Annotated in this window: 25 protein-coding genes, 1 tRNA gene and 3 pseudogenes; 10 read left to right on the top strand and 19 right to left on the bottom strand. The window is 52.3% G+C overall.

What is annotated here, in order from left to right; all coding sequences use genetic code 11:
- Positions 1-57: 57 nt before the first annotated feature.
- The 7 genes and pseudogenes from Q9J80_RS00710 to Q9J80_RS00680 form a co-directional block, all read right to left on the bottom strand.
- Positions 58-504: pseudogene (locus tag Q9J80_RS00710) on the bottom strand (very short patch repair endonuclease).
- Positions 505-560: 56 nt separating this feature from the next.
- Positions 561-1,553 carry a phenylalanine--tRNA ligase subunit alpha gene (gene pheS / locus Q9J80_RS00705; RefSeq protein ID WP_301668982.1) on the bottom strand — a complete coding sequence of 331 codons (993 nt, stop codon included), beginning with the start codon at positions 1,551-1,553 and terminating at the stop codon, positions 561-563.
- A gap of 240 nt (positions 1,554-1,793) precedes the next feature.
- Positions 1,794-2,153 (bottom strand): 50S ribosomal protein L20, encoded by a 360-nt coding sequence (gene rplT, locus Q9J80_RS00700; protein ID WP_002214103.1) that lies wholly within the window; start codon positions 2,151-2,153, stop codon positions 1,794-1,796.
- Between the two features lie 12 nt (positions 2,154-2,165).
- Positions 2,166-2,363 (bottom strand): 50S ribosomal protein L35, encoded by a 198-nt coding sequence (gene rpmI / locus Q9J80_RS00695; RefSeq protein WP_003675505.1) that lies wholly within the window; start codon positions 2,361-2,363, stop codon positions 2,166-2,168.
- A 146-nt stretch (positions 2,364-2,509) separates the two neighbouring features.
- Positions 2,510-3,028 (bottom strand): translation initiation factor IF-3, encoded by a 519-nt coding sequence (gene infC, locus Q9J80_RS00690; RefSeq protein ID WP_256388734.1) that lies wholly within the window; start codon positions 3,026-3,028, stop codon positions 2,510-2,512.
- Between the two features lie 20 nt (positions 3,029-3,048).
- Entirely contained in the window at positions 3,049-4,962 is a 1,914-nt protein-coding gene (gene thrS, locus Q9J80_RS00685; RefSeq protein ID WP_301673546.1) for a threonine--tRNA ligase, read from the bottom strand.
- Between the two features lie 53 nt (positions 4,963-5,015).
- Positions 5,016-5,092, bottom strand: a tRNA-Val gene (locus Q9J80_RS00680).
- A 178-nt stretch (positions 5,093-5,270) separates the two neighbouring features.
- On the opposite strand from Q9J80_RS00680, the gene tgt reads away from it, so the two are divergent.
- The 3 genes from tgt to Q9J80_RS00660 all read left to right on the top strand — a co-directional run bounded on the left by tgt (position 5,271) and on the right by Q9J80_RS00660 (position 8,175).
- Complete coding sequence (tgt, locus tag Q9J80_RS00675; RefSeq protein ID WP_118791880.1) at positions 5,271-6,386, top strand: tRNA guanosine(34) transglycosylase Tgt; 1,116 nt, start codon at positions 5,271-5,273, stop codon at positions 6,384-6,386.
- A gap of 9 nt (positions 6,387-6,395) precedes the next feature.
- On the top strand, positions 6,396-7,478 hold the full coding sequence (gene hemH / locus Q9J80_RS00670; RefSeq protein WP_301673544.1) for a ferrochelatase: 1,083 nt from the start codon (positions 6,396-6,398) through the stop codon (positions 7,476-7,478).
- A 295-nt stretch (positions 7,479-7,773) separates the two neighbouring features.
- A complete protein-coding gene (locus Q9J80_RS00660) occupies positions 7,774-8,175 on the top strand; it encodes a c-type cytochrome (protein ID WP_308446906.1) in 402 nt (133 codons plus the stop codon).
- Positions 8,176-8,237: 62 nt separating this feature from the next.
- Here Q9J80_RS00660 and Q9J80_RS00655 read toward each other — a convergent pair whose 3' ends face one another.
- A complete protein-coding gene (locus Q9J80_RS00655) occupies positions 8,238-9,959 on the bottom strand; it encodes a potassium/proton antiporter (protein WP_301668989.1) in 1,722 nt (573 codons plus the stop codon).
- 205 nt (positions 9,960-10,164) lie between these two features.
- Here Q9J80_RS00655 and Q9J80_RS00650 point away from each other — a divergent pair.
- From Q9J80_RS00650 to rpoH, 3 genes and pseudogenes are all read left to right on the top strand, one after another.
- Positions 10,165-11,027: pseudogene (locus tag Q9J80_RS00650) on the top strand (DUF808 domain-containing protein).
- A 68-nt stretch (positions 11,028-11,095) separates the two neighbouring features.
- Positions 11,096-12,634, top strand: coding sequence for an apolipoprotein N-acyltransferase (gene lnt, locus Q9J80_RS00645; RefSeq protein WP_301673543.1), 1,539 nt, complete (start codon positions 11,096-11,098; stop codon positions 12,632-12,634).
- A 257-nt stretch (positions 12,635-12,891) separates the two neighbouring features.
- Positions 12,892-13,755, top strand: coding sequence for an RNA polymerase sigma factor RpoH (gene rpoH / locus Q9J80_RS00640; RefSeq protein WP_301673542.1), 864 nt, complete (start codon positions 12,892-12,894; stop codon positions 13,753-13,755).
- Positions 13,756-13,911: 156 nt separating this feature from the next.
- On the opposite strand, the gene Q9J80_RS00635 is transcribed toward rpoH, so the two are convergent.
- From Q9J80_RS00635 to Q9J80_RS00620, 4 genes are read right to left on the bottom strand one after another with little or no spacing between them, the layout of a single operon-like run.
- Positions 13,912-14,352, bottom strand: coding sequence for a YqhA family protein (locus tag Q9J80_RS00635; protein ID WP_301673541.1), 441 nt, complete (start codon positions 14,350-14,352; stop codon positions 13,912-13,914).
- 55 nt (positions 14,353-14,407) lie between these two features.
- Complete coding sequence (locus Q9J80_RS00630) at positions 14,408-14,626, bottom strand: hemagglutinin repeat-containing protein (protein WP_301673540.1); 219 nt, start codon at positions 14,624-14,626, stop codon at positions 14,408-14,410.
- Between the two features lie 51 nt (positions 14,627-14,677).
- Positions 14,678-15,154, bottom strand: coding sequence for an immunity protein RhsI2 family protein (locus tag Q9J80_RS00625; protein ID WP_301673539.1), 477 nt, complete (start codon positions 15,152-15,154; stop codon positions 14,678-14,680).
- Complete coding sequence (locus tag Q9J80_RS00620; RefSeq protein ID WP_304671323.1) at positions 15,151-15,435, bottom strand: hypothetical protein; 285 nt, start codon at positions 15,433-15,435, stop codon at positions 15,151-15,153. Before Q9J80_RS00620 ends, Q9J80_RS00625 begins: the two co-directional genes overlap by 4 nt.
- Between Q9J80_RS00620 and Q9J80_RS00615 the strand changes: the two genes are divergently transcribed.
- Positions 15,409-16,293 carry a YicC/YloC family endoribonuclease gene (locus Q9J80_RS00615; protein WP_101122177.1) on the top strand — a complete coding sequence of 295 codons (885 nt, stop codon included), beginning with the start codon at positions 15,409-15,411 and terminating at the stop codon, positions 16,291-16,293. The genes Q9J80_RS00620 and Q9J80_RS00615 overlap by 27 nt on opposite strands.
- Positions 16,294-16,376: 83 nt before the next feature.
- Here the strand turns inward: Q9J80_RS00615 and Q9J80_RS00610 are convergent, their stop codons facing one another.
- The 5 genes from Q9J80_RS00610 to pgeF all read right to left on the bottom strand — a co-directional run bounded on the left by Q9J80_RS00610 (position 16,377) and on the right by pgeF (position 19,815).
- Positions 16,377-16,892, bottom strand: a complete 516-nt coding sequence (locus tag Q9J80_RS00610; RefSeq protein WP_012221432.1) for an RDD family protein — start codon at positions 16,890-16,892, stop codon at positions 16,377-16,379.
- A gap of 75 nt (positions 16,893-16,967) precedes the next feature.
- A complete protein-coding gene (locus Q9J80_RS00605; RefSeq protein WP_300906125.1) occupies positions 16,968-17,387 on the bottom strand; it encodes a hypothetical protein in 420 nt (139 codons plus the stop codon).
- Positions 17,388-17,507: 120 nt separating this feature from the next.
- On the bottom strand, positions 17,508-18,506 hold the full coding sequence (holA, locus tag Q9J80_RS00600) for a DNA polymerase III subunit delta (protein ID WP_301673537.1): 999 nt from the start codon (positions 18,504-18,506) through the stop codon (positions 17,508-17,510).
- 1 nt (position 18,507) lies between these two features.
- The gene (locus Q9J80_RS00595; protein WP_061693184.1) at positions 18,508-18,987 is read right to left on the bottom strand and encodes an LPS-assembly lipoprotein LptE; all 480 of its coding nucleotides are present in this window, start codon (positions 18,985-18,987) and stop codon (positions 18,508-18,510) included.
- Positions 18,988-19,038: 51 nt separating this feature from the next.
- Positions 19,039-19,815: a peptidoglycan editing factor PgeF gene (gene pgeF, locus Q9J80_RS00590; RefSeq protein WP_301673536.1), complete on the bottom strand. Its 777-nt coding sequence runs from the start codon at positions 19,813-19,815 to the stop codon at positions 19,039-19,041.
- Between the two features lie 173 nt (positions 19,816-19,988).
- Between pgeF and Q9J80_RS10945 the strand changes: the two are divergent.
- Positions 19,989-20,212: pseudogene (locus Q9J80_RS10945) on the top strand (hypothetical protein); the annotation flags it as partial.
- A 218-nt stretch (positions 20,213-20,430) separates the two neighbouring features.
- The gene (locus Q9J80_RS00585) at positions 20,431-21,396 is read left to right on the top strand and encodes a bile acid:sodium symporter family protein (protein ID WP_301673535.1); all 966 of its coding nucleotides are present in this window, start codon (positions 20,431-20,433) and stop codon (positions 21,394-21,396) included.
- Between the two features lie 136 nt (positions 21,397-21,532).
- Here Q9J80_RS00585 and rluD read toward each other — a convergent pair whose 3' ends face one another.
- Positions 21,533-22,657 (bottom strand): 23S rRNA pseudouridine(1911/1915/1917) synthase RluD, encoded by a 1,125-nt coding sequence (gene rluD, locus Q9J80_RS00580; protein ID WP_301673534.1) that lies wholly within the window; start codon positions 22,655-22,657, stop codon positions 21,533-21,535.
- On the opposite strand from rluD, the gene Q9J80_RS00575 reads away from it, so the two are divergent.
- Complete coding sequence (locus tag Q9J80_RS00575; RefSeq protein WP_301669000.1) at positions 22,656-23,459, top strand: outer membrane protein assembly factor BamD; 804 nt, start codon at positions 22,656-22,658, stop codon at positions 23,457-23,459. The genes rluD and Q9J80_RS00575 overlap by 2 nt on opposite strands.
- Positions 23,460-23,528: 69 nt before the next feature.
- On the opposite strand, the gene Q9J80_RS00570 is transcribed toward Q9J80_RS00575, so the two are convergent.
- Positions 23,529-25,748, bottom strand: a complete 2,220-nt coding sequence (locus tag Q9J80_RS00570; protein WP_304671325.1) for a DNA internalization-related competence protein ComEC/Rec2 — start codon at positions 25,746-25,748, stop codon at positions 23,529-23,531.
- Positions 25,749-25,812: the final 64 nt, after the last annotated feature.

The raw sequence follows: 25,812 nt of genomic DNA, 5'->3' as shown, positions 1-25,812 counted from the left end.
TCCTGCCGTATACTTATATCCAAATTGCAGCTTTTATCCGTCAACTGTAAGGGGAGATTATTTTTCTCCCGTTTGAAATTTTGACAATCCCTGTTTTTCGCGGACGGCTTGTCTGACTTTTTCGGCATGGCAGCCTGCATTTTTAACGACATCGTTACTCCAAAAACGTAAAACCGTCCAGCCCTCGGCTTTCAAACGGCCTGTTACTTCCACATCCCGCCGGATATTGCGTTCTATCTTGGCAATCCAAAACTCGCGGTTGACCTTTATTTCCGCTTTTTTCCGTTACCAATCCTTGCCGTGCCAAAACTCGCCATCGACAAACACGGCAACTTTGTATTTTTTAAATGAAAAATCAGGTTTTCCAAAAATGCTTCCGCTGTTTTTCCGATACCTGAGCCCCAAAGCCCACATCGCTTTTACCAACACAAGCTCGGGTTTCGTCCCTTTGCTTTTGTTGGACTGCATACATTTTTTGCGTTGCTCGGGGGTTAATCTGTCCATTTCGGGCTACCTGAAAATGTGCAGGCTGCTTTTTCATATTCAGGCAGCCTGCACAATCATTTCGCGAACTGCTTCAAAAAGTTCAAATCGTTATCAAAAAACAGTCGCAAATCATTCACGTTGTAACGCAACATGGCGAAACGGTCGAGGCCGATGCCGAAGGCGAAACCGGTGTATTTTTCGGGATCGATATTCACATTTTTCAACACGTTGGGATGCACCATACCGCAGCCGCCGACTTCCAGCCATTTGCCGTTTTCGCCCATAATGTCGATTTCGGCGGACGGTTCGGTGAACGGGAAGAAAGACGGGCGGAAACGCACCTGCAAATCATCGCGTTCAAAAAAGCGGCGGATAAAGTCGGTGAACACGGCTTTCAAATCGGCAAAAGTCACGCCCTCTTCCACCCACAAGCCTTCCGCCTGATGGAACATAGGCGAGTGCGTGGCATCGCTGTCCACACGGTAAACGCGGCCGGGGGCGATAATGCGGATGGGCGGCTCTTTTTTATCGAGCATATAGCGGATTTGAATCGGCGAAGTGTGCGTACGCAAAACATCGCCGTTTTCAACGTAAAACGTATCCTGCATCGCACGGGCAGGATGGTTTGCAGGGATGTTCAGGGCTTGGAAATTGTGGAAATCGTCTTCGATTTCAGGTCCATCCGCCACTTCAAAACCCATTCCGTGGAACAGCTCGACCACACGTTGCAAGGTCAGGGTTACGGGATGCAGGCTGCCGCCTTCCTGAGCGCGTCCGGGCAGGGTAATGTCAAGGGCTTCGGCATCAAGCCGGGATTGAAGTTTGGCTTCGTTGAGGGCATCGCGCTTATCGTTAAAGGCCGTCTGAAACCGGTTTTTGCACTCATTGATATGCGCGCCTATGGTTTTGCGCTCTTCAGGCGACATTTGACCCAAAGTTTTCAGAAGCCCGGTCAATTCGCCGGTTTTACCGAGATAGCGTGCTTTAATTTGTTCTAATGTATTGAAATCTTGCGCAGCTTCTACTGCGGCAATGCCTTCTGCAACGATACGGTTTACATTTTCCATAATATCAAGTCTGTCAATTAATGATATGCCACCTGAAACAATGAGGCCGCCTGTATAGCCTGACATATCAGACTCTTCAGACGACCTTATTTTCTTCACGGCCAATCCATTGGATAAATTTTCTGTATTTTAACGCAAATTTATTTAAAAAAATAGACTTTAAAGAAAGAAAATCAATCACATAGAATTTCTGCAAACAAAGAAAAAAGGAAGCCGCAGCTTCCTTTTCAATTTTTTGGCTTAAGCAGCCAAAGCAGCTTTGGCTTTTTCAACCAATTGTGCAAAAGCGGCTTTATCGAACACGGCCAAATCAGCCAATACTTTGCGGTCGATTTCGATAGAGGCGCGTTTCAGGCCGTTCATAAATTTGCTGTAAGACAAACCGTTTTCACGCGCACCTGCATTGATACGGACAATCCACAGTTGGCGGAATTGGCGTTTGCGTTGGCGACGGTCGCGGTATGCGTATTGACCGGCTTTCATTACCGCCTGTTTGGCAACGCGGTAGACATTTTTACGACGACCGCGGTAGCCTTTGGCTAACGCGAAGATTTTTTGGTGACGGGCACGGGCGGTTACACCGCGTTTTACGCGTGGCATATTCTAAACTCCTTAAGCGTAGGGCAACATTTTGGCAACAGAAGCCAAATCGCGTGAATCCACCATAGCGGTGCCGCGCAATTGGCGTTTGGTTTTAGTGGTTTTTTTGGTCAGGATGTGACTTTTGAACGCATGACCGCGTTTTACACCACCGTTACCCAGTACTTTGAAGCGTTTTTTCGCGCTAGACTTGGTTTTCATTTTAGGCATAGGAAAACTCCATTTGTTATTGGATAAGGCATCAGGGGGTTATAAACCGTCGGTTTCCAACACTTGGACCCAAAATGCCACGGTTTTTGCCGCCAATCAAAAACTTACTCCGAAGCGGCAATCGGAGTAAGCTGAAAATTATAACTTTATTTTTTCTTCGGTGCAATCATCATCACCATTTGCCGACCTTCCATTTTAGGGAAGGACTCGATTTGTGCCACTTCAGCCAACTCTTCTTTTACGCGTTCAAGCAGTTGGGCGCCCAATTGTTGGTGGGCCATCTCACGACCGCGGAAACGCAATGTCACTTTGACTTTGTCACCATCGGCAAGGAAGCGGTTGATGTTGCGCATCTTGATTTGATAGTCGCCTTCATCAGTACCCGGACGGAATTTAATTTCCTTGATTTGTACCTGCTTTTGGTTTTTCTTGGCTTCGTCGCGCTTCTTGGCTTGTTGGTATTTGTATTTACCGTAATCCATCAGTTTGCATACGGGCGGTTTGGCAGTCGGGGAAATTTCTACCAAATCGACATCTTGCTCTTCGGCCATAGCCAGAGCTTCACGAACTGAAACGACACCAAGCTGATCGCCTGACTCACTGATTAATCGCACTTCTTTGGCGGTAATTTCACCATTGATTCGTGCTTCGCGTTCTTGAGCGATGATGAATACTCCTATAAAAATTAATGATTGACGAGGGCGTCAGTGATTTCTTGCTGCAATTGAGCAATAAAATCATCTACATTCAAAGAACCCAAGTCTTCTGCTTTGCGGCGTACCGCAACTTTGTTTTCTTGTTTCTCTTTATCGCCGACGACAATTTGATAAGGGAAACGGTATTGGCTGTTGTCACGGATTTTGTAACCGATTTTTTCGTTACGCAAATCCAATTCGACACGGAAGCCTGCCGCCTGCAACTTGGCAGCCACTTCGCGACAATAATCTGCTTGGTTCTCGGTGATATTCATAATCACCATTTGAACCGGCGCAAGCCACAATGGGAATGAGCCTGCATGATTTTCAATCAGAATACCGATGAAGCGCTCCAATGAACCCAAAATAGCACGGTGCAACATTACAGGACGCGCACGGTCGTTGTTTTCTGTTACATATTCAGCATTCAAACGCTCTGGCAATACGAAGTCCAACTGCAGGGTACCACACTGCCAAGAGCGACCCAAGGCATCTTTAACATGGTACTCAATCTTAGGACCATAGAATGCACCCTCGCCAGGCAACTCTTCCCACTCTACGCCGCAAGCGGTCAATGCATCACGCAGGCCTTGTTCGGCTTTATCCCAAACTTCGTCAGAACCTGCACGTTGTTCAGGGCGGAGGGACAACTTCACGGCAACATCATGGAAGCCGAATTGTTTGTAAATGCGAACCAGCAATTCATTGAATGCGCGTGCTTCATCAACGATTTGATCTTCGGTACAGAAGATGTGCGCATCATCTTGTACAAAACCGCGAACACGCATCAGACCATGCAATGCACCGCTTGGTTCATTACGGTGGCAAGAACCGAACTCAGCTAAACGCATTGGCAAATCGCGATATGAGCGCAAGCCGTTATTGAAAATTTGCACATGACCCGGACAGTTCATCGGTTTAACCGCGTATTCACGTTTTTCAGAACTGGTCACGAACATATTGTCTTTATAGTTTTCCCAGTGGCCGGATTTTTCCCAGAAGGTTTTATCCATAATCTGAGGCGTTTTGACCTCTTTATAACCGGCAACATTCAGCTCTTTACGCATATGCTGTTCAATCACTTGCCACAAAGCCCAGCCTTTTGGATGCCAAAACACCATACCCGGTGCTTCGTCTTGCAGATGAAACAGATCCAATTGCTTGCCAAGTTTGCGGTGGTCGCGTTTTTCGGCTTCTTCGATACGTTGAATATAGGCTTTCAGCTCGTCTTTTGTCGCCCACGCCGTGCCGTAGATGCGTTGCAGCATTTCATTGTTGCTGTCGCCGCGCCAGTATGCGCCTGCCAGCTTGGTCAGCTTGAAGTTTTTCAGGAAACGGGTGTTCGGAACGTGCGGGCCGCGGCACATATCGACATATTCCTGATGATGATACATACCCATTGCTTCCACTTCGGGCATATCGTCAATCAGGCGCAGTTTGTATTCTTCGCCGCGATCTTGGAAGATTTTGATGGTTTCGGCACGCGGGGTCATGATTTTGATTACATCATAATCTTGTGCAATCAATTCTTTCATACGCGCTTCGATGGCGGCAACATCTTCGGGCGTAAACGGTTTTTCCGTAGCAATATCGTAATAAAAGCCCTCTTCGATGACGGGGCCGATAACCATTTTTGCATTCGGATAAAGCTGCTTGACTGCGTGACCGACAAGGTGGGCGCAAGAGTGGCGGATGATTTCAACGCCTTCGCGATCTTTCGGGGTAATGATTTGGACACTTGAATCTTCGGTAATCGGATCGCACACATCGATCAATTTGCCGTTTACCTTACCTGCCACTGCCGCCTTCGCCAAACCTGCTCCGATAGACGCGGCAATCTGTGCCACGGTAACGGGCGATTCGTACTGGCGGACTGAGCCGTCCGGCAAGGTAATGTTCAACATCAAAAAGCTCCAAAACATTAAAAAATAACGGCATAAATGCCGTTTGGGAAATTTGGTAGGCACGATTGGATTCGAACCAACGACCCCCACCATGTCAAGGTGGTGCTCTAACCAACTGAGCTACGTGCCTTCAAAGAATTTTTGCATTTTATCGGGTCGTTTTAATTTTTGCAAGAGGCATGTGCATTTCTTTATGCAACATTGCGGCAAGATTTGGGGATACCGTCTGAAAAACCGTGGGAAATCATTTATAATGCCGTCTTTTAAAATATATTTCGACCCCTGTCGCCCAACTGACATTCAATCTTATGCTTAAATTTACTTTACACAAAAAAGACGGTCTCGCCCGACGCGGCACGCTGGAGTTGAACCACGGCAAAATCGAAACGCCGGTTTTCATGCCGGTCGGCACATATGGTTCGGTCAAAGCGATGAACCCGCAAAACCTGCACGACATCAAGGCGCAAATTATTTTGGGCAACACTTATCATTTATGGCTGCGTCCGGGTTTGGAGGTCATCGAACGCTTTGGAGGGCTTCACGGTTTTATCGGCTGGGACAAACCGATTCTGACCGACTCGGGCGGTTTTCAGGTTTTTTCTTTGTCGGATATGCGCAAGCTGACAGAAGAAGGCTGTACGTTCAAAAGCCCGATCAACGGCGACAAGCTGTTTTTATCGCCTGAAATTTCTATGAAAATCCAAACGGTTTTGAACTCGGACATCGCGATGCAGTTGGACGAATGCACGCCGGGCGAGGCAACGCGCGAACAGGCGCGAAAATCGCTGCAAATGAGCCTGCGCTGGGCGGAACGGAGCAAAAAAGCCTTTGAAGATTTGAAAAACCCGAACGCGCTGTTCGGCATCGTGCAAGGCGCGATGTATGAAGATTTGCGTGAAGAGTCGCTGAAAGGTTTGGAAGAACTCGACTTTCCCGGCTTGGCCATCGGCGGCTTGTCTGTTGGCGAACCCAAGCCCGAAATGTACCGCATGTTGCGCGCCGTCGGTCCGATGCTGCCCGAACACAAACCACATTACCTGATGGGCGTAGGCACGCCGGAAGACCTCGTGTACGGCGTGGCGCACGGCATCGATATGTTCGACTGCGTGATGCCCACCCGCAATGCGCGCAACGGCTGGCTGTTTACCCGTTTCGGCGATTTGAAAATCAAAAACGCCAAACACAAGCTCGACAAGCGTCCGATAGACGAAAGCTGCACCTGCTACGCCTGCCAAAACTTCAGCCGCGCCTACCTACACCATCTGCACCGCGCCGGCGAAATCTTGGGCGCGCAATTGAACACCATCCACAACCTGCATTTCTACCAAGTTATCATGGCGGAAATGCGCGAAGCCGTCGAACGAGGCAAATTTGCCGACTGGCAGGCACAATTCCACGAAAACCGCGCTCGCGGCACAGACTGACTCTCGGCAATGCCGTCTGAAGCCGCTTCAGACGGCATTTTGTCGATTTACCCTACCCGCACTATTTTTCAGAAACCGATCATGCTTCCATTCCTTCCAGAACCCTCCCTTTCTTATACGCAACAAAACCGTACCGCCGTTTTGCTGTTGAACCTCGGCACGCCCGACGCGCCGACTGCCGGCGCCGTCCGCCCCTACCTCAAATCGTTTTTGTCGGACTTGCGCGTCGTCGAACTGTCCAAATGGCTGTGGCAGCCGGTTTTACGCGGCATCGTATTGCCTTTCCGCGCCAAAAAAAGCGCGCACGCCTATGAAAAAATCTGGTTTAAGGAAGGTTCGCCCCTAGAAGTTTACACAGCACGCCAAGCTGCCGCGCTTGCCGAGCGTATGCCCGACCTCATCGTCCGCCACGCCATGACTTACGGCAATCCTTCGATAGCGGATGTATTGGCGGAACTGAAATCCCAAGGTGTAGGCAGATTACTTGCGATTCCCCTGTATCCGCAATATGCCGCTTCCAGCAGCGGAGCGGCGGTAGATAAAGTATGCGAACAACTGCTGCGCCAACGGAACCAAATGAGCGTCCGCACCGTTTCGCGCTTTTATGACGACGCCGGCTACATTGATGCGATGAAAAACCACATCCTCCGATATTGGGCGGAACACGGGCGCGGGAAAAAACTGATGTTGAGTTTTCACGGCGTACCGCAGAAGCACTACGACCTCGGCGACCCCTATCCCGACGAGTGCCGCCACACCGCCAAACTGCTTGCCGAAGCACTGGAACTGACCGAAGACGAATATACCGTATCATTCCAAAGCCAATTCGGCAGGGCAAAATGGGTTACACCGAGCACGCAGGATTTGTTCGGCAAACTGCCCAAACAGGGGGTAACCGAGCTGGACGTATTCTGCCCGGGCTTTTTGGCAGACTGTTTGGAAACCATGGAAGAAATCGCCCTGATGGGGCGGGAACAGTTTTATGAAGCAGGTGGCAAAAGCTACCGCTACATCCCCTGCCTCAACGACAACCCCGACTGGATAGACGCACTCGTCGCACTTGCCGAAGAAAACCTTGGCGGCTGGCGTTGAAACTGTTTGACCCATGTCTAAAATGCCGTCTGAACGCCGTGTTCAGACGGCATTTTCCCGCTACTTTAGCGTATGATGGCATCTATGCCGGACAACACATCGAGTGCAACCTTATAGTGGATTAAATTTAAACCAGTACGGCGTTGCCTCGCCTTGCCGTACTATTTGTACTGTCTGCGGCTTCGTCGCCTTGTCCTGATTTAAATTTAATCCACTATACTACCGATTCGGCAAAAAAACCTTTCACCCGCTACGCAAAATCAACAACAAGGTTTCAAACATTAAGGAAATGCCAATGAACACAACCCGACTGCCGACCGCCCTCGTCTTGTACTTCCTCTGCGCCGCCGCTTCTGCCTCCGACAACAGCATCATGACAAAAGGGCAAAAAGTGTACGAATCCAACTGCGTCGCCTGCCACGGCAAAAAAGGCGAAGGCCGCGGAATCATGTTTCCGCCGCTCTACCGCTCCGACTTCATCATGAAAAAACCGCAGGTGCTGCTGCACAGCATGGTCAAAGGCATCAACGGTACAATCAAAGTCAACGGCAAAACCTACAACGGATTCATGCCCGCAACCGCCATCAGCGATGCGGACATTGCCGCCGTCGCCACTTATATCATGAACGCCTTTGACAACGGCGGCGGAAGCGTTACCGAAAAAGACGTAAAACAGGCAAAAGGCAAAAAAAACTAAACAGACAAAATGCCGTCTGAAACCGGCAATCCGGCTTCAGACGGCATTCAAACCAAACCTTTCTAACGCGGTACTTTCAGACCCATAGACCCGATATTGCCGTCCCCGTCAACCTCCTTCGCGGTCAGCATAAAGCCGCCGATGTCAATACGGTCGCCCTCGACCGGCTCCTGACTGTCGGAACGCTTATCGAAAAGCTCGGCAAGGCTCAAACCCTCTTCGCCCGCTTCCAGCTTCAAACCGTAAGCAAGTGCCAAATCGCCCGAACGTGCTGCCGGCGAAACGACAAACTCGCCGAAGAAATCAAAATTCTCACGGACGCCGATACCCGTCTCGGTAAAGTATTTCGCCATTTTATCGACCTTGCCGTCGGGCAGGATGTACCACGCCAAATCCTCCGCCTGAAGCACGGTGTCGGACTGCATTTCGATTCGGCTGCCGTTGCGTATCAATGCGAAACAGCGTGCGTCAAACGAATCGGAAATCGGTTCGACCGTATCGGGATGGTGTCCCTCCGCTTCAGATTCGGCAACCACTTTAAACGCCGACATTCTGACAATTTCCTTTTCCGCCAGCCAAATATCATGCGTATCTTTCGGTTCGGGCTTGTTGGGCATGGCAACCTTCAACAGCCGCGCCATCACAGGAATCGTCGTTCCCTGAATCAGCAGCGACAGCACCACCACGGCAAACGCCACATCAAACAGCAGGTGCGAATTGGGAACGCCCGTTACCAACGGCATCATCGCCAGCGAAATCGGTACGGCTCCGCGCAAGCCCAACCAACTGATATACGCCTTTTCACGCAGGCTGTAATTGAATTTCCACAAACCGCCGAACACTGCCAGCGGACGCGCGACCAGCATCAGGAACGCCGCAATCGCCAAGGCTTCCGCCGCCCTGTCCAACACGCTGGCGGGAGAAACCAGCAGACCGAGCATGACGAACAGGGTTGCCTGTGCCAGCCAAGCCAAACCGTCCATCACGCGCAAAACGTGTTCCGTCGCACGGTTGCGCTGGTTGCCGACAATGATGCCGGCAAGGTAAACCGCCAAAAAGCCGCTGCCGCCTATGGTATTGGTAAACGCAAACACAAGCAGCCCGCCCGACATAATCAGCAGCGCGTACAGACCTTCCGCAAGATTCAGACGGCGTACCAGCTTTGCCAATATCTTTCCGCCCGCCCAACCCGTCAGCAGACCGAAACCGATTTGCAGCGCAAGCATCCGGACAAACGCCGCCGCACCCGATTCCGCCGGCTGCATAATCATGGTAATCAGTGCCGTAACCAAAAAAACCGCCATCGGGTCGTTCGCACCCGATTCGATTTCCAAAGTCGCCTGCACCCGTTCGTTCAAACGCACGCCGCTGTTGCGCAAAAGGCTGAATACCGCGCCGGCATCGGTCGAACCGACAATCGCCGCCATCAGCACGCCGAACTTCCAATCCAAACCGAGGTAAAAAGTTGCAAACAGTCCCAGCGGAAGCACGGTGGCAAACACGCCCCACGAAGCGAGTACCGACGCGGGCTTCAACGCAATCCGAAAACTGGAAAGCTGCGTCCGCAAACCGCCGTCGAGCAGAATAACCGCCAAAGCAAGCTGGCTGATGAAATTCGCCATCACGACATTATTGAAGGCAATGCCGCCAACGCCTTCCTCGCCCGCCAGCATGCCGACGGCAAGAAACACCAGCAGCAAAGGCATTCCCAAACGTGCGGACAAAGTGGTCGAAACCACGCTCAGGAACAACAGTGCGCCACCCAGCAGAAACAGACTGTTCATCCAATCCACGCCAAAGATTCTCCCTTAAAATTCATGAAATTAAAATCGAAAGATTGTAACACGGCATTTTCTTTTCACGAAACTTTATTTCATGTCCGCCACCGCCTTCAGACGGCATTTTCCTGTTTCATGCCGCCTGAGACCGCCCAAACCCGCGTTCTCCTATTATAATGTCGGACTTTGCGCCGCATTTCAGGATTCTTTAATGGCATTTGCCTCACTATTTACCCTGCCGGACGACATCACCGCCGTTTTGGACGATGTTGCCCTGATGACCAAAGCCGCCGCAAAGGAAACCGCCGGCATGGTCGGCGACGATTTGGCATCCAATGCCAACCGGGTTACAGGCGTATCGGCAGAACGCGAGTTGCCGATTGTTTGGCCGGTGGCGAAAGGTTCTTTTGTCAACAAACTGTTTTTTGTGCCTGTGGCTCTGCTGCTTTCCGCCTTCCTGCCGCAACTCATTACGCCGCTTTTGACGGCAGGGGGGGGGATTTATTTGTGCTTTGAAGGCGTGGAAAAGCTGCCGTACAAGTTTCTGCACTGACATGACGTGCATGATGACGGCGGCGAAACGACGGTTGACGAGCAGGCTAAAATCAAAGGTGCCATCCGTACCGACTTTATCCTGTCCGCAGAAATCATCATCATCGCGCTGTGCGTGGTCGAGCAATACAGCCTGATAACGCGCTCGCTCGTGATGGCGGCAATCGGCATCGGCATGACTGTTTTGGTGTACGGAATCGTCGCCGTCATCGTCAAACTCGACGACTTGGGCATGCTGCTGATGCGCCGCCCACAAGCCTTTTCGCGCCGTTCGAGGCAAATGCTGACTGCCTTTATGCCTTGGTTTATGCGCGGTTTGAGCGTGATCGGCACGCTTGCCATGTTTCTTGCCGGCGGCGGACTGGTCGCCCACAACCTCGGCCTTCTGCACGATTTCCTGCACGCGCAACACTGGGACGCGGGCTGGGCGGAGTACTTCGCCAACCTCGTTGTCGGGCTGCTTTCCGGTTCGATTGCCTGCGCCCCGCCTTGCCTCTGATGAATCGTTTCGGCAGGCATTGATTCCTTTTTCAAATACCGATGCCGTCTGAAAGACGTTCAGGCGGCATCTTCCGAACAGACAGACGAATATGTTTTCCAAACTGGACAAATACTGGCGGCACCCCGCCCTCTACTGGCCTTTGCTCATCCTTTTTGCCGCCGCCACCCCCTTCACTTTCGCACCCTACTACCACTTTTGGCTGATGCCGTTGATTTTCGGTGCCTTTGTCCGCCTCATCGAACTGCGTCCGCGTTTTGCCGTTTCATCCGCCTACCTGTTTGCCCTGACTGCATATTCGACACAATTCTACTGGGTACACACCGCCCTCCACGACATTTCCGGACTCCCCAACCTCTATGCCGTACCACTGACCTTCCTGCTCCCGGCCTACCTTGCCCTCTATCCGGCACTCTGTTTCTGGTTATGGAAAAAATTTACCCTGCCGCGAAGCATAAAAACCGGCTTGGCATTGCCGGTTTTGTGGACACTGACCGAGTTTGCCCGCGAGCGTTTCCTGACCGGATTCGGCTGGGGCGCAATCGGCTACTCCCAAATCACCCCGGACAGCCCGCTGGCAGGTTTCGCCCCATTGGGCGGCATCCACATGGTTACACTGGCGACCGCCTTTCTCGGTGTCTGGCTGGTTTTGGCGACTGATAACACCGCACGTTCGGGCAAACGCCTGCTTCCAATTATCCTGATTGCCACCCTGCTTGTCGCAGGCTACACCGCCCGACAAACCGACTTCACCCGCCCCGACGGCAGCCGCAGCACCATCGCCCTGCTTCAAGGCAACATCGACCAAACCCTCAAATGGCGTGAAGACCAAGTTATCCCGACCATACAGAAATATTACGAACAGGTCGGCAAAACCACTGCCGACATCGTCATCCTGCCCGAAACCGCCATCCCCGTCATGCGTCAGAACCTGCCGGAAAACATACTGGCACAATTTGCCGAACAAGCACAAAACAACGGCAGCGCACTCGCCGTAGGCATCAGCCAATACACTTCAGACGGCAGCGGCTACGAGAATGCCGTCATCAACCTGACCGGCTATCAAGAAAACAATCCGAACGGCATACCCTATTATGCCAAAAACCACCTTGTCCCCTTTGGCGAATACAAACCTCTGCCCTTTCTGACCACGCCGCTCTACAAAATGATGGACATGCCCCTTTCCGACTTCCGCAAAGGCGGTGACAGCCAACCCACCCTTCAAATGAAAGACCAAAAAGTCGCCTTCAACATCTGCTACGAAGACGGTTTCGGCGACGAACTGATTACTACTGCAAAAGATTCCACCCTGCTTGCCAACATCAGCAACATGGCATGGTATGGAAAATCCAACGCCATGTACCAGCAACTACAGCAGTCCCAGGCACGCGCCATGGAACTCGGCCGTTATATGGTTCGCGCAACCAACACCGGAGCGACCGCCATCATCTCACCCAAAGGCAATATCATTGCCCAAGCACAACCCGATACCGAAACCATATTGGAAGGACACATCAAAGGCTATACCGGTGAAACGCCCTATATGAAAGTCGGCAACTCATGGCCGTTGATAGGAATATTGACCCTTATCACACTGATACTTTTCATATTCCGCAACAAAAAATCCTAATGCCGAAACTGTCCACAAAGCGGACAGTCTTTTCCATGATACTGTTTACATACAGAACCGAATGTAATATAATATTCAAATCGACCTAAAATATCAGCTTTAAAAAATCAATCAAAGTCAGATATAAAATTTCCCTATTTATCAACCCCTACCGCATATCTTTTATCAAACGTACAAAACACAATCCAAGCAGTGATATACTGTATCCGAACACCCAACCGCAAACCCGCGGTTCCAGCCGAAAGGAAATGCCTCAAATGAATAACGCTTTTGCATTACCTGCCATTCAAAGCGGCAACGGCAGCCTCGAACAATACATCCACACCGTCAACAGCATTCCCATGCTGACCCAAGAGGAAGAAACACGCCTTGCCGAACGCCAACACAAAGGCGACCTCAATGCTGCCAAACAGCTTATCCTGTCCCACCTGCGCGTCGTCGTTTCCATCGCGCGCGGCTATGACGGCTACGGACTGAATCAGGCCGACCTGATTCAGGAAGGAAATATCGGTCTGATGAAGGCGGTCAAACGCTACGAACCAGGTCGAGGTGCACGCCTGTTTTCATTTGCCGTGCATTGGATTAAAGCGGAAATTCACGAATTTATCCTGAAAAACTGGCGTTTGGTCCGCGTTGCCACCACCAAGCCGCAACGCAAGCTGTTTTTCAATTTACGCAGTATGCGTAAAAACCTCAACGCCCTGTCCCCCAAAGAAGCGCAAAGCATTGCCGACGACTTGGGTGTCAAACTTTCCGAAGTTCTGGAAATGGAACAGCGCATGACGGGACACGACATCGCCATCATGGCAGACAACAGCGACGACGAGGACAGCTTCGCCCCCATCGACTGGCTTGCCGACCACGATTCTGAACCGAGCCGGCAACTGTCGAAACAGGCACATTACGCGCTGCAAACAGAAGGTTTACAAAACGCTTTGGCGCAACTGGATGACAGGAGCCGCCGTATTGTGGAAAGCCGCTGGCTTCAAGATGACGGCGGTCTGACGCTGCACCAGCTTGCCGCCGAATACGGCGTATCTGCCGAACGCATCCGCCAAATCGAAGCAAAAGCCATGCAGAAACTGCGCGGTTTCCTGACCGAAGAAGCCGAAGCGGTTTGAAATATACACAATAAAATACCCGACAAAACAATTTGTCGGGTATTTTATTTGGTAAACATCAATGCGGTTTGTGCGTCGTGCCGTACACTATTTTATCCGTCCAAGCCATCGCAATCGCCGAAATCAAAAAGCAGACATGCACCAGACACTGCCACATCAGCTGCTTTTCCGACAGATTGGCGGAATTGATAAATGTTTGGAGCAAATGGATGGATGAATGCCGATAATCGACATCAACAGCCTCACCTTCAATACCGGTGCATTCACATGGCTCAACCATTCGGACCGGTCAGGATGGTCGTCGATGCGCAACCGGGATACGAACGTCTCATACCCGCCAATCAGCACCATGGTCAGCAGATTCGCAATCATAACCACATCAATCAGATTCAAAACAGCGAGCATGATGGCGTTTTCGTCCGACACACCCAAATTCATGTCCAGATACCTCAACGATTTCAAAAGCTCATAGGCATAAATTGCCCGTACAACAATCAGCCCCGCATAAATCGGCACTTGCAGCCAACGGCTTGCAAAAATTATTTTGGCAAAAAAAACCATAGCCTGTTCGGGTTTTGGAGATTTTGCTTGATGCATTTCCCTTCCTTGCAGCAACAAAAGCGCGTGATTCCAATCTACCGCTGCAAAACCTTCAATTTTTCACACCCGAAAACGCTTGCCGCCATACAACGGTAATGTCGCCCTCGCGGCTGCGGATATTGATGTCGCCGCCAGCTTTCAGGCTGCTTTCGCGGCTTTGGCGGTAGTTTTGGTTTTGTTCCTTGCTGGCGGTTTTAAAGCCGAAGCCGGCTTCGACGGACAAGAGGACGGCGCCTTGCTGTCCGGTTTGGTTTTTGACGGCATCGGCCACTTTGCCGACGCCATCGGCCAGTTGGTAGGCTTGGGCACCGGCGTCATCTGATTATTTTGAAATTGCCATTTCAATGACTTGCTCAACATAGTTGTTTTCCAAATCAATTACGTCTCCTTTTTTTTGTTTTGATATTTTTAATTCGTCATACGCGTAAAAAATAGCAATTTTTTTCCCTTCACAAAATAAATGTCTGTCGGATTTATTCATCATATACATACTTTCATTCCTTACGATGCCTTCACCATCTATAAAACTAAAACTATTCGGTATGTTTCTTCTTTCCATTCCTGCCTCATATATTGACGATATTACTCCGGAAACGCTTCTGGTGATAATCTGTCCGGAATCAATATTAGCCCACCATTCATCTGACGCAAACAATCCTTTGTCTTTTTTGATGCCAAAGATACTTTCGTCATTTAATGATAATAATCTTGTCTTTTCAATAAATTCTTTTTCTCTTTTCATGACTTTTTTAAAATCATAGATTAAATACATATCATCATCCAAAATCAAATAACTCATTTTACGTCTCCAATTTTTTCAAAATAAATAATCTGTTTCTCAAAAGTTTCTTTACCGCCAGCCCTACCCAGTCCTGTATTGACTACCCCTTTCCCTTTATTCACATATGGCTTCCCTTGACCTTCAAGTTTAAATTGTACTTGTGTTTTTTCAGTCCATCCCTTATTTGTGCGAGGTAAATCTGGAAAAAGTTTGCCTGTGGCTGAGTTGGATGTGATATATTGATTCCATTTTAACGGACTTCGGAAAACGACATGAGCAGCGGAAATATCCACATCCACAGCATGACCGGCTTTGCCAACGCGGCGGCAGAGTGCGGCAGCAAACGCATCAACCTCGATATCCGCGCCGTCAACCACCGCTTTTTGGACATTCAAATCAGGATGCCGGATGATTTGCGCCATTTGGAAAGCGGTATCCGCGAGAAAATTTCATCCCATATCGCGCGCGGCAAAGTCGAATGCAAAATCCAAATTCAAGATACGGAAAACAGAAACCAATCTTTGGAACTGAATCACGACTTGGTCGGACAACTTGCAGAAATCAACCAAACCCTCCGTAAACATCATGACCTGGCAAAATTGGGGGTTGCCGATATTTTACGTTTTCCTGGCGTATTGGCAAGCCAAAGGGAAAGTACGGAAGAATTGGCAAAAAGCATTACCGAACTGACCGAAAAAGCGTTAAAAGACTTCACTGCCGCACGCAAGCGGGAAGGTAAGAAATTAGGCGAACACCTGTTACAACGCCTCGAAAGCATGGAAGAAATCATCGGGGCATTGAGCGAAATCTTCCCCGCGCTGGTGGAAGCGCATAAAGAAAAAATCCGTGCCCGCCTTGCCGAAGCGGTCGGCAGCATCGACAACGACCGCCTGCAACAGGAATTTGCCCTCTTTATCCAAAAATCCGACATCGACGAAGAGTTCAGCCGCCTACGCACCCACATTGCCGAAGTGCGCCGTATCGTTACCGAACACAAAGGCAGCAGCGGCAAACGGCTGGACTTCCTGATGCAGGAATTAAACCGCGAAGCCAACACTTTGGGCAGCAAATCCATCGCTACCGAATGCACCCAAGCCTCGGTCGAGCTGAAAGTCCTGATCGAACAGATGCGCGAACAGGTGCAGAATATCGAATAATCGGTTTCCCCGATAAGCAAATACCGTCTGAAAGCCCTTTCAGACGGCATTTTTTCAGGTTGAAACCTTTGCGGTATAAAGGCTTAAGGCTTTCCTTTGACCGCCACCAATCTTGTTCCTGCAAGAAAATCATACAGAAACTGCCGATCGGGATTCAGCAGTGCGAACCCCCACGGTAAAATCAGCCAAATCAATGCCGCACCGGCCGCGCCCTTGGGCGGAATGCCGAGGAAGTGGCGCAATCCGGCATAAGCAAGCATAGGAATGAAGACGATGAATATGCACGCCCAAATAAAGCGCAGGCGCAGCAGGTGCAAAGACGGCTGTATGCCGTTAAGGTCGCACAAGCCGATTTTCCATGTCCTCATCGCCAAGGTCTGCCCCTGACCGTGCCAGTTGGCGCGGAAATAAAGCCACCATGCTCCCATTATCAGGATACTCGTTACCAATGCAGAAACCGCGATAGAAACGGGATTCAGAAAAATGGCGGCGATACCGGCAATCAATGCTGCCAAACAGGTTGCCGCACCGACCAGCAGCATTTCGTACAGCATGGCGGCAAAGCGGCGTTTGAGCGGGGCGGTTTTCAGTGTCATCATCTTTTCAATCGGAATATGCCATCTGAAACGCCAACAGGCTTCAGACGGCATTTGTGCAAAGATGCCTTGCGGCGGTTAACGGTGCGGACGTTTCTGACCGCGCGACTGTTTTGCCGCCATTTGATTGATTTCCTGACGTGTCGGGCGTTTTTTGAACATGGCGTGCGCCTCGTCCACCGAACATTTTTGCGACAGGCAGATTAGGGTAATCGCATCTTTCTGGTGTTGTCCGCCGCTGTGGTACATACGGCGCAGGTTTGCCTCGTTGATTCTGCCTTTTTCGGGATCGATGTCGAATTTTTTCAGACGTTCGATAAACTGGCGTTGCTGTCGGCGGGATGTCCAAACAAAGCCGCCCGCAGCGGCGGCGACGATGACGGTGGCAAGCAGGATGGCAAGCGGCCAGGAATCGACAATCAATACGATAATGAGGCTTAAAACGGCGGTGGTCAGTAAAATCAGGCCGCCCAAGCGCAGTTTGGTCTTATTGTCCATAGGGTTAATGTTCCTTTATTGAGGTGGTCGTGCCGTCTGAAATGTTTTCGGACGGATTGGTGAATACTTTTCAGGATTAACGGTATTTTACAGTATTTTCGGATTTTGGGGATTACCGCTTTATTCCGCCAGCGACACGACAAGCCGTTTGAATACCGTCCATGCGTCGCCGTCTTCCGCACCTTTGATGATTCGGTCGATTTGGGCGCAGGTTTTGAGCGCGTCAAGCAGGCGGACGACGGAAATCCGCTTGACCGCAAGCGGTGCGAGCGTCTGCTTGTCGCCCCAAAGCCTGAGGCTGTTGCGGACGGATTGGATGCTCTGCCCCTGCTTCAGGGCGGCGGCAAGCCGGATCAGCGTCCGCACGTCTTCGGCAACCGCCCACAGAAGCAGCACCGGTTCTTCGCCTTCCTCCTGCAATCCGTCCAACAATCTGCATACGCGGGGGACATCGCCCTTCATCCACGCGCCTGCCAGTTGGAACGCGTCAAAGCGGGCAACATTGGCAACGGCGGTTTGCGCCTCATCGATATTGACGGTATGCCCTTTCGGATACAGTAACGCGAGCTTGTCGATTTCCTGACGCGCCGCCAACAGATTGCCTTCCACGCGCTCGGCAAACAGTGCCAATGCGTCTGCCTCGATACCCAAACCGATTTTGTCCAGCCGTCCGCGTATCCATTGGGGCAAAGCCGCCGCGCCGACCGGTTTGGCTTCCCACACTTCCCCCTTTGCCGCCAATGCGGCAAACCATTTGGACTGGAGCTGGGTTTTCTCCAGTTTGGGCAGCAAAACCAGCGTTACCGTATCTTCCGGCAGGTGGGCGGCAAAATCCTGCAACGCCTCGCCGCCGGTTTTGCCGGGCTTGCCGTTAGGGATATGCAGTTCCAACAGCTTCAAATCGGCAAACAGACCCGCACTGCCTGCGGTTTGCAGCAGTTCGTTCCAATCGAAAGACGCGTCGGCGGTATAGGCTTCGCGGTTGAGATAACCCTGCTTCTTCGCCGCCGCCCTCAATGCGTCCAATGCCTCGATACGCAACAGTTCTTCCTCGCCGTGGATGACGTACAGAGATTTCAAAGGCGCGTCCGTATCGATGCGTCCGATATGTGCCGCCACGTCATTCCGCCTTCAGAAAGGTCAGGCGGCGGACAATTTGTTCGGCGGCATCCTGCCGCATTTCCGCCCACAGGGTTTCTTCTTCTTCCTGTTTGCCCAAAATTTCGTTGTCGGCATAAGCAAGAACGCGGCGGACGGACACGGTCATCGGTTTACCGACCGGCTCGCCGCGTTTCAATACCTGCGCTTCAACCGTCAATATCAAAAGATATTCGTTGATGACTGCCGCACGGGTAATGGTATAGGTTTCCTTGTTTTGGGAAACGCTGTCTATACGCAGGGTCATCTGCGCGCCGGCAGCATCGTCCACCCTGCCCGAAGCCTGATACAGCGCGGTTTCCAAAGGAAACTGCAATGCCTGTCCGCCTTCGATGTGCCAGCTCCGGTAGGTCAGCGGCGGAGAAATGCCGTCTGCACCTTTCAGGTGGAAACCGCACGCGCCCAGCATCAGCACTGCGGCAGTAAGAAACAGTTTGTTCATGGCTTGCCTTTCTCAAAAGCACAAAGTCGGTAGATTATATCAGCGGCGTGTTCAGACAGCATTGCCGTCCAGCCAAATCAGGCTCGCCATACGCCCTGTCGCTCCGTCGCGGCGGTAGGAAAAGAAAGTATCCCGTTCCAAAACCGTACAATGCGTGCCGCCGTACACGCCGCCCACGCCTTCGCGCTTCAGAATCAGGCGTGCCAGCGCGTAAAGGTCGGCAAGGAATTTGCCGCCGCCTATGCCTTCAAATGCGGCGGCTTCGGGCATGGGCGTGCAGAACGCATCAAACACGTCCTGCCCGACTTCAAACGCATCCGCACTGATGGCGGGGCCGAGATACGCCATGATTTCAACAGGCGGAACCTTCATCGCGGCAATGGTGTTTTGCAATACGCCGCCCGCCAAACCGCGCCAGCCCGCGTGTGCGGCGGCAACCGCCGTACCTGCCCTGTCGCAAAATAGAACGGGCAGACAGTCTGCGGTCATCACGGCACAGGCAGCCTTGCCCGTGTCGTCCACGGAAGCGTCGGCATCGGGCGTGCCGTCCAATGCTTCGGCAGCGTTGACGACGACGGTACTGTGGATTTGATTGAGGTAGGCAACGGGCAATCCGACCTGCTGTTGCACGATTTCGCGGTTGCGGCGCACGGCTTCAGGGTCGTCGCCGACGTGCGTACCGAGGTTCAAACTCTGATACGCACCTTGGCTCACGCCGCCGTTGCGCGTGGTAATCAGGGTTTTCACATTGGCGGGCGCGGGCCAATCGGCGGTCAGGAAGTTTTTGCCTTTCGGGGCAAGATTTAGGGTTTCTGTGATGGTTTTCATTGGATATTGAATAGGTGTGTGGCGGAAAGGGTTGATTAACTGCCTTCGGGGCAAATGGATGCTTGTTTTTTCGTCATTCCCGCACAGGCGGGAATCCGGAGATTCGGGATTGCTTTCAATTGTTCAAACGTTCGGATTCGGATTCTTGCCGGTGCGGGAATGATGCCCTTATATATAGTGGATTAAATTTAAATCAGGACAAGACGACGAAGCCGCAGACAGTACAAATAGTACGGAACCGATTCACTTGGTGCTTCAGCACCTTAGAGAATCGTTCTCTTTGAGCTAAGGCGAGGCAACGCCGTACTGGTTTAAATTTAATCCACTATACTTTCTCCAAGCTTTATATGTTTCAACAGAGGACGGCACATCAAGCACCGCACTGCGTGTTGCCCGAACGAGGCTGCCCTCCGATTAGATTCTATCGCTATAAACAGACGGGTTTCAACCGAAAAGGAATGGGGATAAAGTCCGTTTCCGACACCTCTCGGGCGATGCCGTCTGAAAACCAATCTCTATTTTCAGGCAGCATTGTTTAGGCGCGGTCATTTTGCAAATTAAGGTTAAGGCGTGTATGCTTGCCTTCCCTTAAAAACAAACACGCAACACATTATTATGAATATCCTCAGTAAAATCAGCAGCTTTATCGGAAAAACATTTTCCCTCTGGGCCGCGCTCTTTGCCGCCGCCGCTTTTTTCGCGCCCGACACCTTCAAATGGGCGGGGCCTTATATTCCTTGGCTGCTGGGCATTATTATGTTCGGTATGGGTTTGACGCTCAAACCTTCCGACTTCGATATTTTGTTCAAACATCCCAAAGCCGTCATCATCGGCGTAATCGCACAATTCGCCATTATGCCGGCAACCGCCTGGCTGCTGGCCAAACTGTTGAACCTGCCTGCCGAAATCGCGGTCGGCGTGATTTTGGTCGGCTGCTGCCCGGGCGGTACGGCTTCCAATGTGATGACCTATCTGGCGCGTGGCAATGTGGCTTTGTCGGTTGCCGTTACGTCTGTTTCCACCCTGATTTCCCCATTGCTGACTCCCGCCATCTTCCTGATGCTTGCCGGTGAAATGCTGGAAATCCAAGCGGCCGGTATGTTGATGTCCATCGTCAAAATGGTTTTGCTCCCCATTGTTTTGGGTTTGATTGTCCATAAGGTTTTGGGCAGTAAAACCGAAAAGCTGACCGATGCGCTACCGCTGGTTTCCGTTGCCGCCATCGTGCTGATTATCGGCGCGGTTGTCGGGGCAAGCAAAGGCAAGATTATGGAAAGCGGCCTGCTGATTTTTGCCGTTGTCGCACTCCACAACGGCATCGGCTACCTGCTCGGCTTCTTTGCCGCCAAATGGACCGGTCTGCCTTATGATGCACAAAAAACGCTGGCCATCGAAGTCGGTATGCAAAACTCGGGCCTGGCCGCCGCGCTTGCCGCCGCACACTTTGCCGCCGCGCCGGTCGTTGCCGTTCCGGGCGCATTGTTCAGCGTGTGGCACAATATCTCCGGCTCGCTGCTGGCAACTTATTGGGCGGCCAAAGCCGGTAAACATAAAAAAACCCCTAAACGCCTTTCATCATAATGCCGTCTGAACGGGGCAAACGAAACCGGCGGTTTCTGCCCGGCCCCTTCAGACAGCCTTTGTTTGAAATCGGCGGGGACGATTGCCCTGCTGCTCCGATTCGGCTGCCTGCGTTCGCCCCGCCTTTCAAGCCGCCTCACTCCCTTACATAAACCACTTCGACATCATAGTCGTCTTCGTTCCAATCATCGTCGTCATCCGCGCCGAATTTGTCCTGCCATTCCTCTTCATTGCTCAAAGACGAATCCAAACCGGCTTCAAGACGGAGGACGGATAACAAATGATATATGTCGTCCGGAATCGGTGCTTCAAACGAAACGGTTTCGCCGCTTTCCGGATGGGTGAAACTCAAGCGGTAGGCATGCAATGCCTGACGCGCCCCCAAACTTTTAACGGCTTCTTTCACCGTGTCGCCGCACGGGTGGCGCAGGTTGCCGTACACGGGATCGCCGGCAAGCGGATGGTTGGCTTCGCGCATATGTACGCGGATTTGGTGCGTCCTGCCCGTTTCGAGCGAACACTCGATATAGCTGTGGGCAAGATAGCGTTCCAACACTTTGACGTGGGTAACGGCTGGTTTGCCGCCGAATTTGACGACTGCCATTTTCAGGCGGTTGTGCGGATCGCGTCCGATTTGGGTTTCGATTTTACCGTCAAAGGGAACGATGCCGTTGGCGACGGCGCGGTAAATGCGTTTGACCGTGCGCTCTTGAAGCTGTTGCACAAGGGAATTTTGCGCGGGCAGGGTTTTGGCAACCACCATCAGCCCGCTGGTTTCCTTGTCGAGGCGGTGGACGATGCCCGCGCGCGGTACTTGGCTCAATTCGGGGCAATGCGCCAAGAGGCCGTTGAGCAGCGTCCCCGTCCAGTTGCCCGCCGCCGGATGCACCACCAGTCCGGCCGGTTTGTTGACAACAATGACGGTATCGTCTTCGTAAACAATATCCAAAGCCATAGGCTCCGGCATGAATGCCAGATTCTCCTCACTCGGACGGACGGTTACACAAATTTGCTCGCCGCCTATCATTTTGTCTTTGGGTTGCGAAGGTTTATCGTTTACAATAACCGCGCCTTCTTTAATCCATGATGTCAGGCGGCTGCGCGAGTAGTCGGGCAAAAGTTTCGCCAACACCGCATCCAGCCGCCCGCCGGCAAGCTCGAGCGGAACGGTCAGACCGATACGGTTTTCAGTTTCGGAAGCTGACGCAAAGTCTGAATCGTCGCTATAATCGGATTCATTATCAAAGGAAGTATTCTGCATGAAAAAAATTCTTTTAACGGTTTCATTAGGTTTGGCACTGAGTGCCTGTGCCACCAAAGGTACGGTCGATAAAGATGCCCAGATTACCCAAGACTGGAGTGTGGAAAAACTCTATGCCGAAGCCCAGGACGAATTGAACAGTAGCAATTATACGCGGGCTGTCAAGTTATACGAAATCTTGGAATCGCGCTTCCCCACCAGCCGACATGCCCGGCAGTCGCAACTGGATACCGCATACGCCTACTATAAAGATGATGAGAAGGATAAGGCACTGGCCGCCATTGACCGCTTCCGCCGACTTCACCCTCAACACCCGAATATGGACTACGCGCTGTACCTGCGCGGCTTGGTGCTGTTCAACGAAGACCAGTCCTTCTTGAACAAACTGGCCTCGCAAGACTGGTCCGACCGCGACCCGAAAGCCAACCGCGAAGCGTATCAGGCCTTTGCAGAACTCGTCCAACGCTTCCCCAACAGCAAATACGCCGCCGATGCGACCGCACGCATGATCAAACTGGTCGATGCTTTGGGCGGCAATGAAATGTCGGTAGCGCGTTACTACATGAAACGCGGCGCATATATCGCCGCCGCCAACCGCGCCCAAAAAATCATCGGCAGCTATCAAAATACACGCTATGTCGAAGAATCACTGGCCATATTGGAACTTGCCTACAAGAAGTTGGACAAGCCCCAGCTTGCCGCCGACACACACCGCGTTTTGGAAGCCAACTTTCCAAAAAGCCCGTTTTTGACGCACGCTTGGCAGCCCGACGATATGCCCTGGTGGCGTTACTGGCATTAAGCCCATCTTCGTAATGCCGTCTGAAGCCCTTTCAGACGGCATTTTCCGTTCCGGCGCAAGCCTTTTCGTTCACTCAAACGGTTTTTTCTGCCAATAGAATTTATACCCTCTCAAACGTTGAGCCTTCACGCCGCCGCGCCCCAAGCCGAATTGCAGTGCGCCCGACAAATCGGTACGCAGCAGTTTGATGCCGTGTGCGCGGACACGGTTCTGCACCGCCTCGGTCGGATGTTTGTAGGCGTTGGCATAACCGCTTGAAGCAACGGCATATTCGGGCGAGACGGCATTGAGGAACACGCCCGACGAGGACGTATTGCTGCCGTGATGCCCCAACACCAACACCTGGCTGTACAGGTTGCCTCCATACTTGCCGACCAGGCTTTCCTCGCCCTTCGTATCCAAATCGCCCGTTACCAGTAGTGCCGCACCACCAGCCACAACACGCAAAACACAACTTTTCCCATTATCATCGATGTTTTTGCGTTCAGACGGCATCAAAAACTCGAAATCTACGCCGTCCCATTGCCAACGCTGTTCCGCACAATGCCGCGCCCCCTCATAAAATTCCGGCTGTCCGGCATAAATCCCGCCGTTCGGTATCTTGCCGACTGCCTGAAAACCGCCGTCGTGGTCGCTGTCGTGATGCGACAGAACCAGCTTGTCCAAACGGCGGACACCCGCCGCATTCAAACTCGGCACAATCCCCGTCTGTGCCGCCGATGCAGTTCCGGTGTCAAACAAAAGATGATGATTTGCCGTCTGAACCGACACCGACAAACCCTGCCCCGCATCCCAAACCGTAACCGCAGCCTCATTTTCCGGCACGCTGGGCGGACGGTAAAACACAAACCCTGCCAACAGCAACACCGCCCACGGACGCAAACCCAAGCCGCGCGGCAGCAACAACAGCAAAGCGGAACACACCGCCAACACCAGCAGCGGCAAAGGTGCGGAAGCAACGGCAAACTCGGGCGACACATCGGCAAGCCACACCAAAAACCGCAAAGTGTATTCCGCCAAAAATGCCCCCAACTGTTGCAAAGGCGCAAACGGCACGACCGAACCCAGCAACGCCAGCGGCGTCAATACCCAAGAAAACCACGGAATCGCCACCGCATTGACCAAAGGGCTGATTAAAGGCAGCGAAGCAAACAGATAACCGAGCAAAACCAACGACAACACCGAAGCCGCCCACTGCCCGCGCAAAGCGGTTTGCCGTTTCCCTTCGTGCAAACGCCCTGCACACGCCCATATCAGGGCCGCCACCAAACCAAAAGACAGCCAAGTTCCCACACCCAAGACCGCCAAAGGGTCGAACAGCAGCACCGCCGCCAACGCCTGCCACCACGTTGCCCACGCCGACAGTCTTCCCCTGCGCCACGCCCACGCAAACGCCGCCAACATCAAAACACTGCGCTGCGTCGGCACGGAAAAACCGGCAAGCAGCGCGTAAAACAGCGCGCCTGCACACCCCGCCGCCAAAACCCACACGCGCGGCTGGGTGGGAAGGCTCGGGGAACAGGCAAGCAGCCGCTTCGCCAGCCACGCAAACAACACCGCCACCATCGTAACGTGCAAACCCGAAATACTGACCAAATGCGTCAGCCCCAACGGTCGGAACGCCTGCCACAATTCGGGGCGCAATGCCGACTGTTCGCCCACGCTCAACGCGCGCATCAGCCCGATGCCGTCTGAAAGCCCGCCGTCCTCATCCGCCTGCCGCCAATTACGACTGATACGGCTGCGCCAAACCGCAATCCCCCAACCGCTTCCGTCATGCAGCAAAACCCTGTCCGCACCGACCGTCCCCGCGCCGCCTATCCCGTTGGATAATGCCCACGCCTCACGGTTCAAACCGCGCAGGTTCAACTCCCCGACGACGGGGTGCACACGTGCCGTTATCCGCCACCTGCTCCCGACCGCCCATTCGCGCCGTTTGTAGTCCGACAGCAGCAAATCAAACGTCCGACCACTGCTGTCCACAGCCTTTGCCGCAAACTGCACGCGCCGCCCGTCCGACCTCTGCATATCCGCCACTTCCACCGTCAACGGCACGCCTGAAACCGCCTCCGCCCGCCATTGCGAAGACAGTGCCGCTTCCGTTCTGAATACGCCGTAAGCCGCACCCGCCAACACGCACAGCATCAGACCGGCAAACGCAAACCGCCTTGCAAACACAGCAAAAACCGCAAAAGCCGCCAGCCAAAACAGCCAATGCGGCACGACCGGCAGCGCAAACGAAGCCGCCACGCCGACGACCCAACACGGCAAAAACCAACGACGGAACACGTCTCCCCACTCCCGATATTTCAAAAATAAACAGATAATAAAGCAAATCCGAAAAGCCGTCATA

This window comes from Neisseria blantyrii, from assembly GCF_962747855.1.
Taxonomy (GTDB): domain Bacteria; phylum Pseudomonadota; class Gammaproteobacteria; order Burkholderiales; family Neisseriaceae; genus Neisseria; species Neisseria viridiae.
Note: the sequence above shows the minus strand (reverse complement) of the source record. Positions and strands in the feature narration are given on the sequence as shown.

Coding starts and splice junctions, on each gene's coding strand:
- pheS (WP_301668982.1), bottom strand. CDS start 1,553: ATGGAAAATGTAAACCGTATCGTTGCAGAAGGCATTGCCGCAGTAGAA.
- rplT (WP_002214103.1), bottom strand. CDS start 2,153: ATGCCACGCGTAAAACGCGGTGTAACCGCCCGTGCCCGTCACCAAAAA.
- rpmI (WP_003675505.1), bottom strand. CDS start 2,363: ATGCCTAAAATGAAAACCAAGTCTAGCGCGAAAAAACGCTTCAAAGTA.
- thrS (WP_301673546.1), bottom strand. CDS start 4,962: ATGTTGAACATTACCTTGCCGGACGGCTCAGTCCGCCAGTACGAATCG.
- tgt (WP_118791880.1), top strand. CDS start 5,271: ATGCTTAAATTTACTTTACACAAAAAAGACGGTCTCGCCCGACGCGGC.
- hemH (WP_301673544.1), top strand. CDS start 6,396: ATGCCGTCTGAAGCCGCTTCAGACGGCATTTTGTCGATTTACCCTACC.
- Q9J80_RS00660 (WP_308446906.1), top strand. CDS start 7,774: ATGAACACAACCCGACTGCCGACCGCCCTCGTCTTGTACTTCCTCTGC.
- Q9J80_RS00655 (WP_301668989.1), bottom strand. CDS start 9,959: ATGAACAGTCTGTTTCTGCTGGGTGGCGCACTGTTGTTCCTGAGCGTG.
- lnt (WP_301673543.1), top strand. CDS start 11,096: ATGTTTTCCAAACTGGACAAATACTGGCGGCACCCCGCCCTCTACTGG.
- rpoH (WP_301673542.1), top strand. CDS start 12,892: ATGAATAACGCTTTTGCATTACCTGCCATTCAAAGCGGCAACGGCAGC.
- Q9J80_RS00635 (WP_301673541.1), bottom strand. CDS start 14,352: ATGCATCAAGCAAAATCTCCAAAACCCGAACAGGCTATGGTTTTTTTT.
- Q9J80_RS00625 (WP_301673539.1), bottom strand. CDS start 15,154: ATGAGTTATTTGATTTTGGATGATGATATGTATTTAATCTATGATTTT.
- Q9J80_RS00615 (WP_101122177.1), top strand. CDS start 15,409: ATGAGCAGCGGAAATATCCACATCCACAGCATGACCGGCTTTGCCAAC.
- Q9J80_RS00610 (WP_012221432.1), bottom strand. CDS start 16,892: ATGATGACACTGAAAACCGCCCCGCTCAAACGCCGCTTTGCCGCCATG.
- Q9J80_RS00605 (WP_300906125.1), bottom strand. CDS start 17,387: ATGGACAATAAGACCAAACTGCGCTTGGGCGGCCTGATTTTACTGACC.
- Q9J80_RS00595 (WP_061693184.1), bottom strand. CDS start 18,987: ATGAACAAACTGTTTCTTACTGCCGCAGTGCTGATGCTGGGCGCGTGC.
- pgeF (WP_301673536.1), bottom strand. CDS start 19,815: ATGAAAACCATCACAGAAACCCTAAATCTTGCCCCGAAAGGCAAAAAC.
- Q9J80_RS00585 (WP_301673535.1), top strand. CDS start 20,431: ATGAATATCCTCAGTAAAATCAGCAGCTTTATCGGAAAAACATTTTCC.
- Q9J80_RS00575 (WP_301669000.1), top strand. CDS start 22,656: ATGAAAAAAATTCTTTTAACGGTTTCATTAGGTTTGGCACTGAGTGCC.
- rluD (WP_301673534.1), bottom strand. CDS start 22,657: ATGCAGAATACTTCCTTTGATAATGAATCCGATTATAGCGACGATTCA.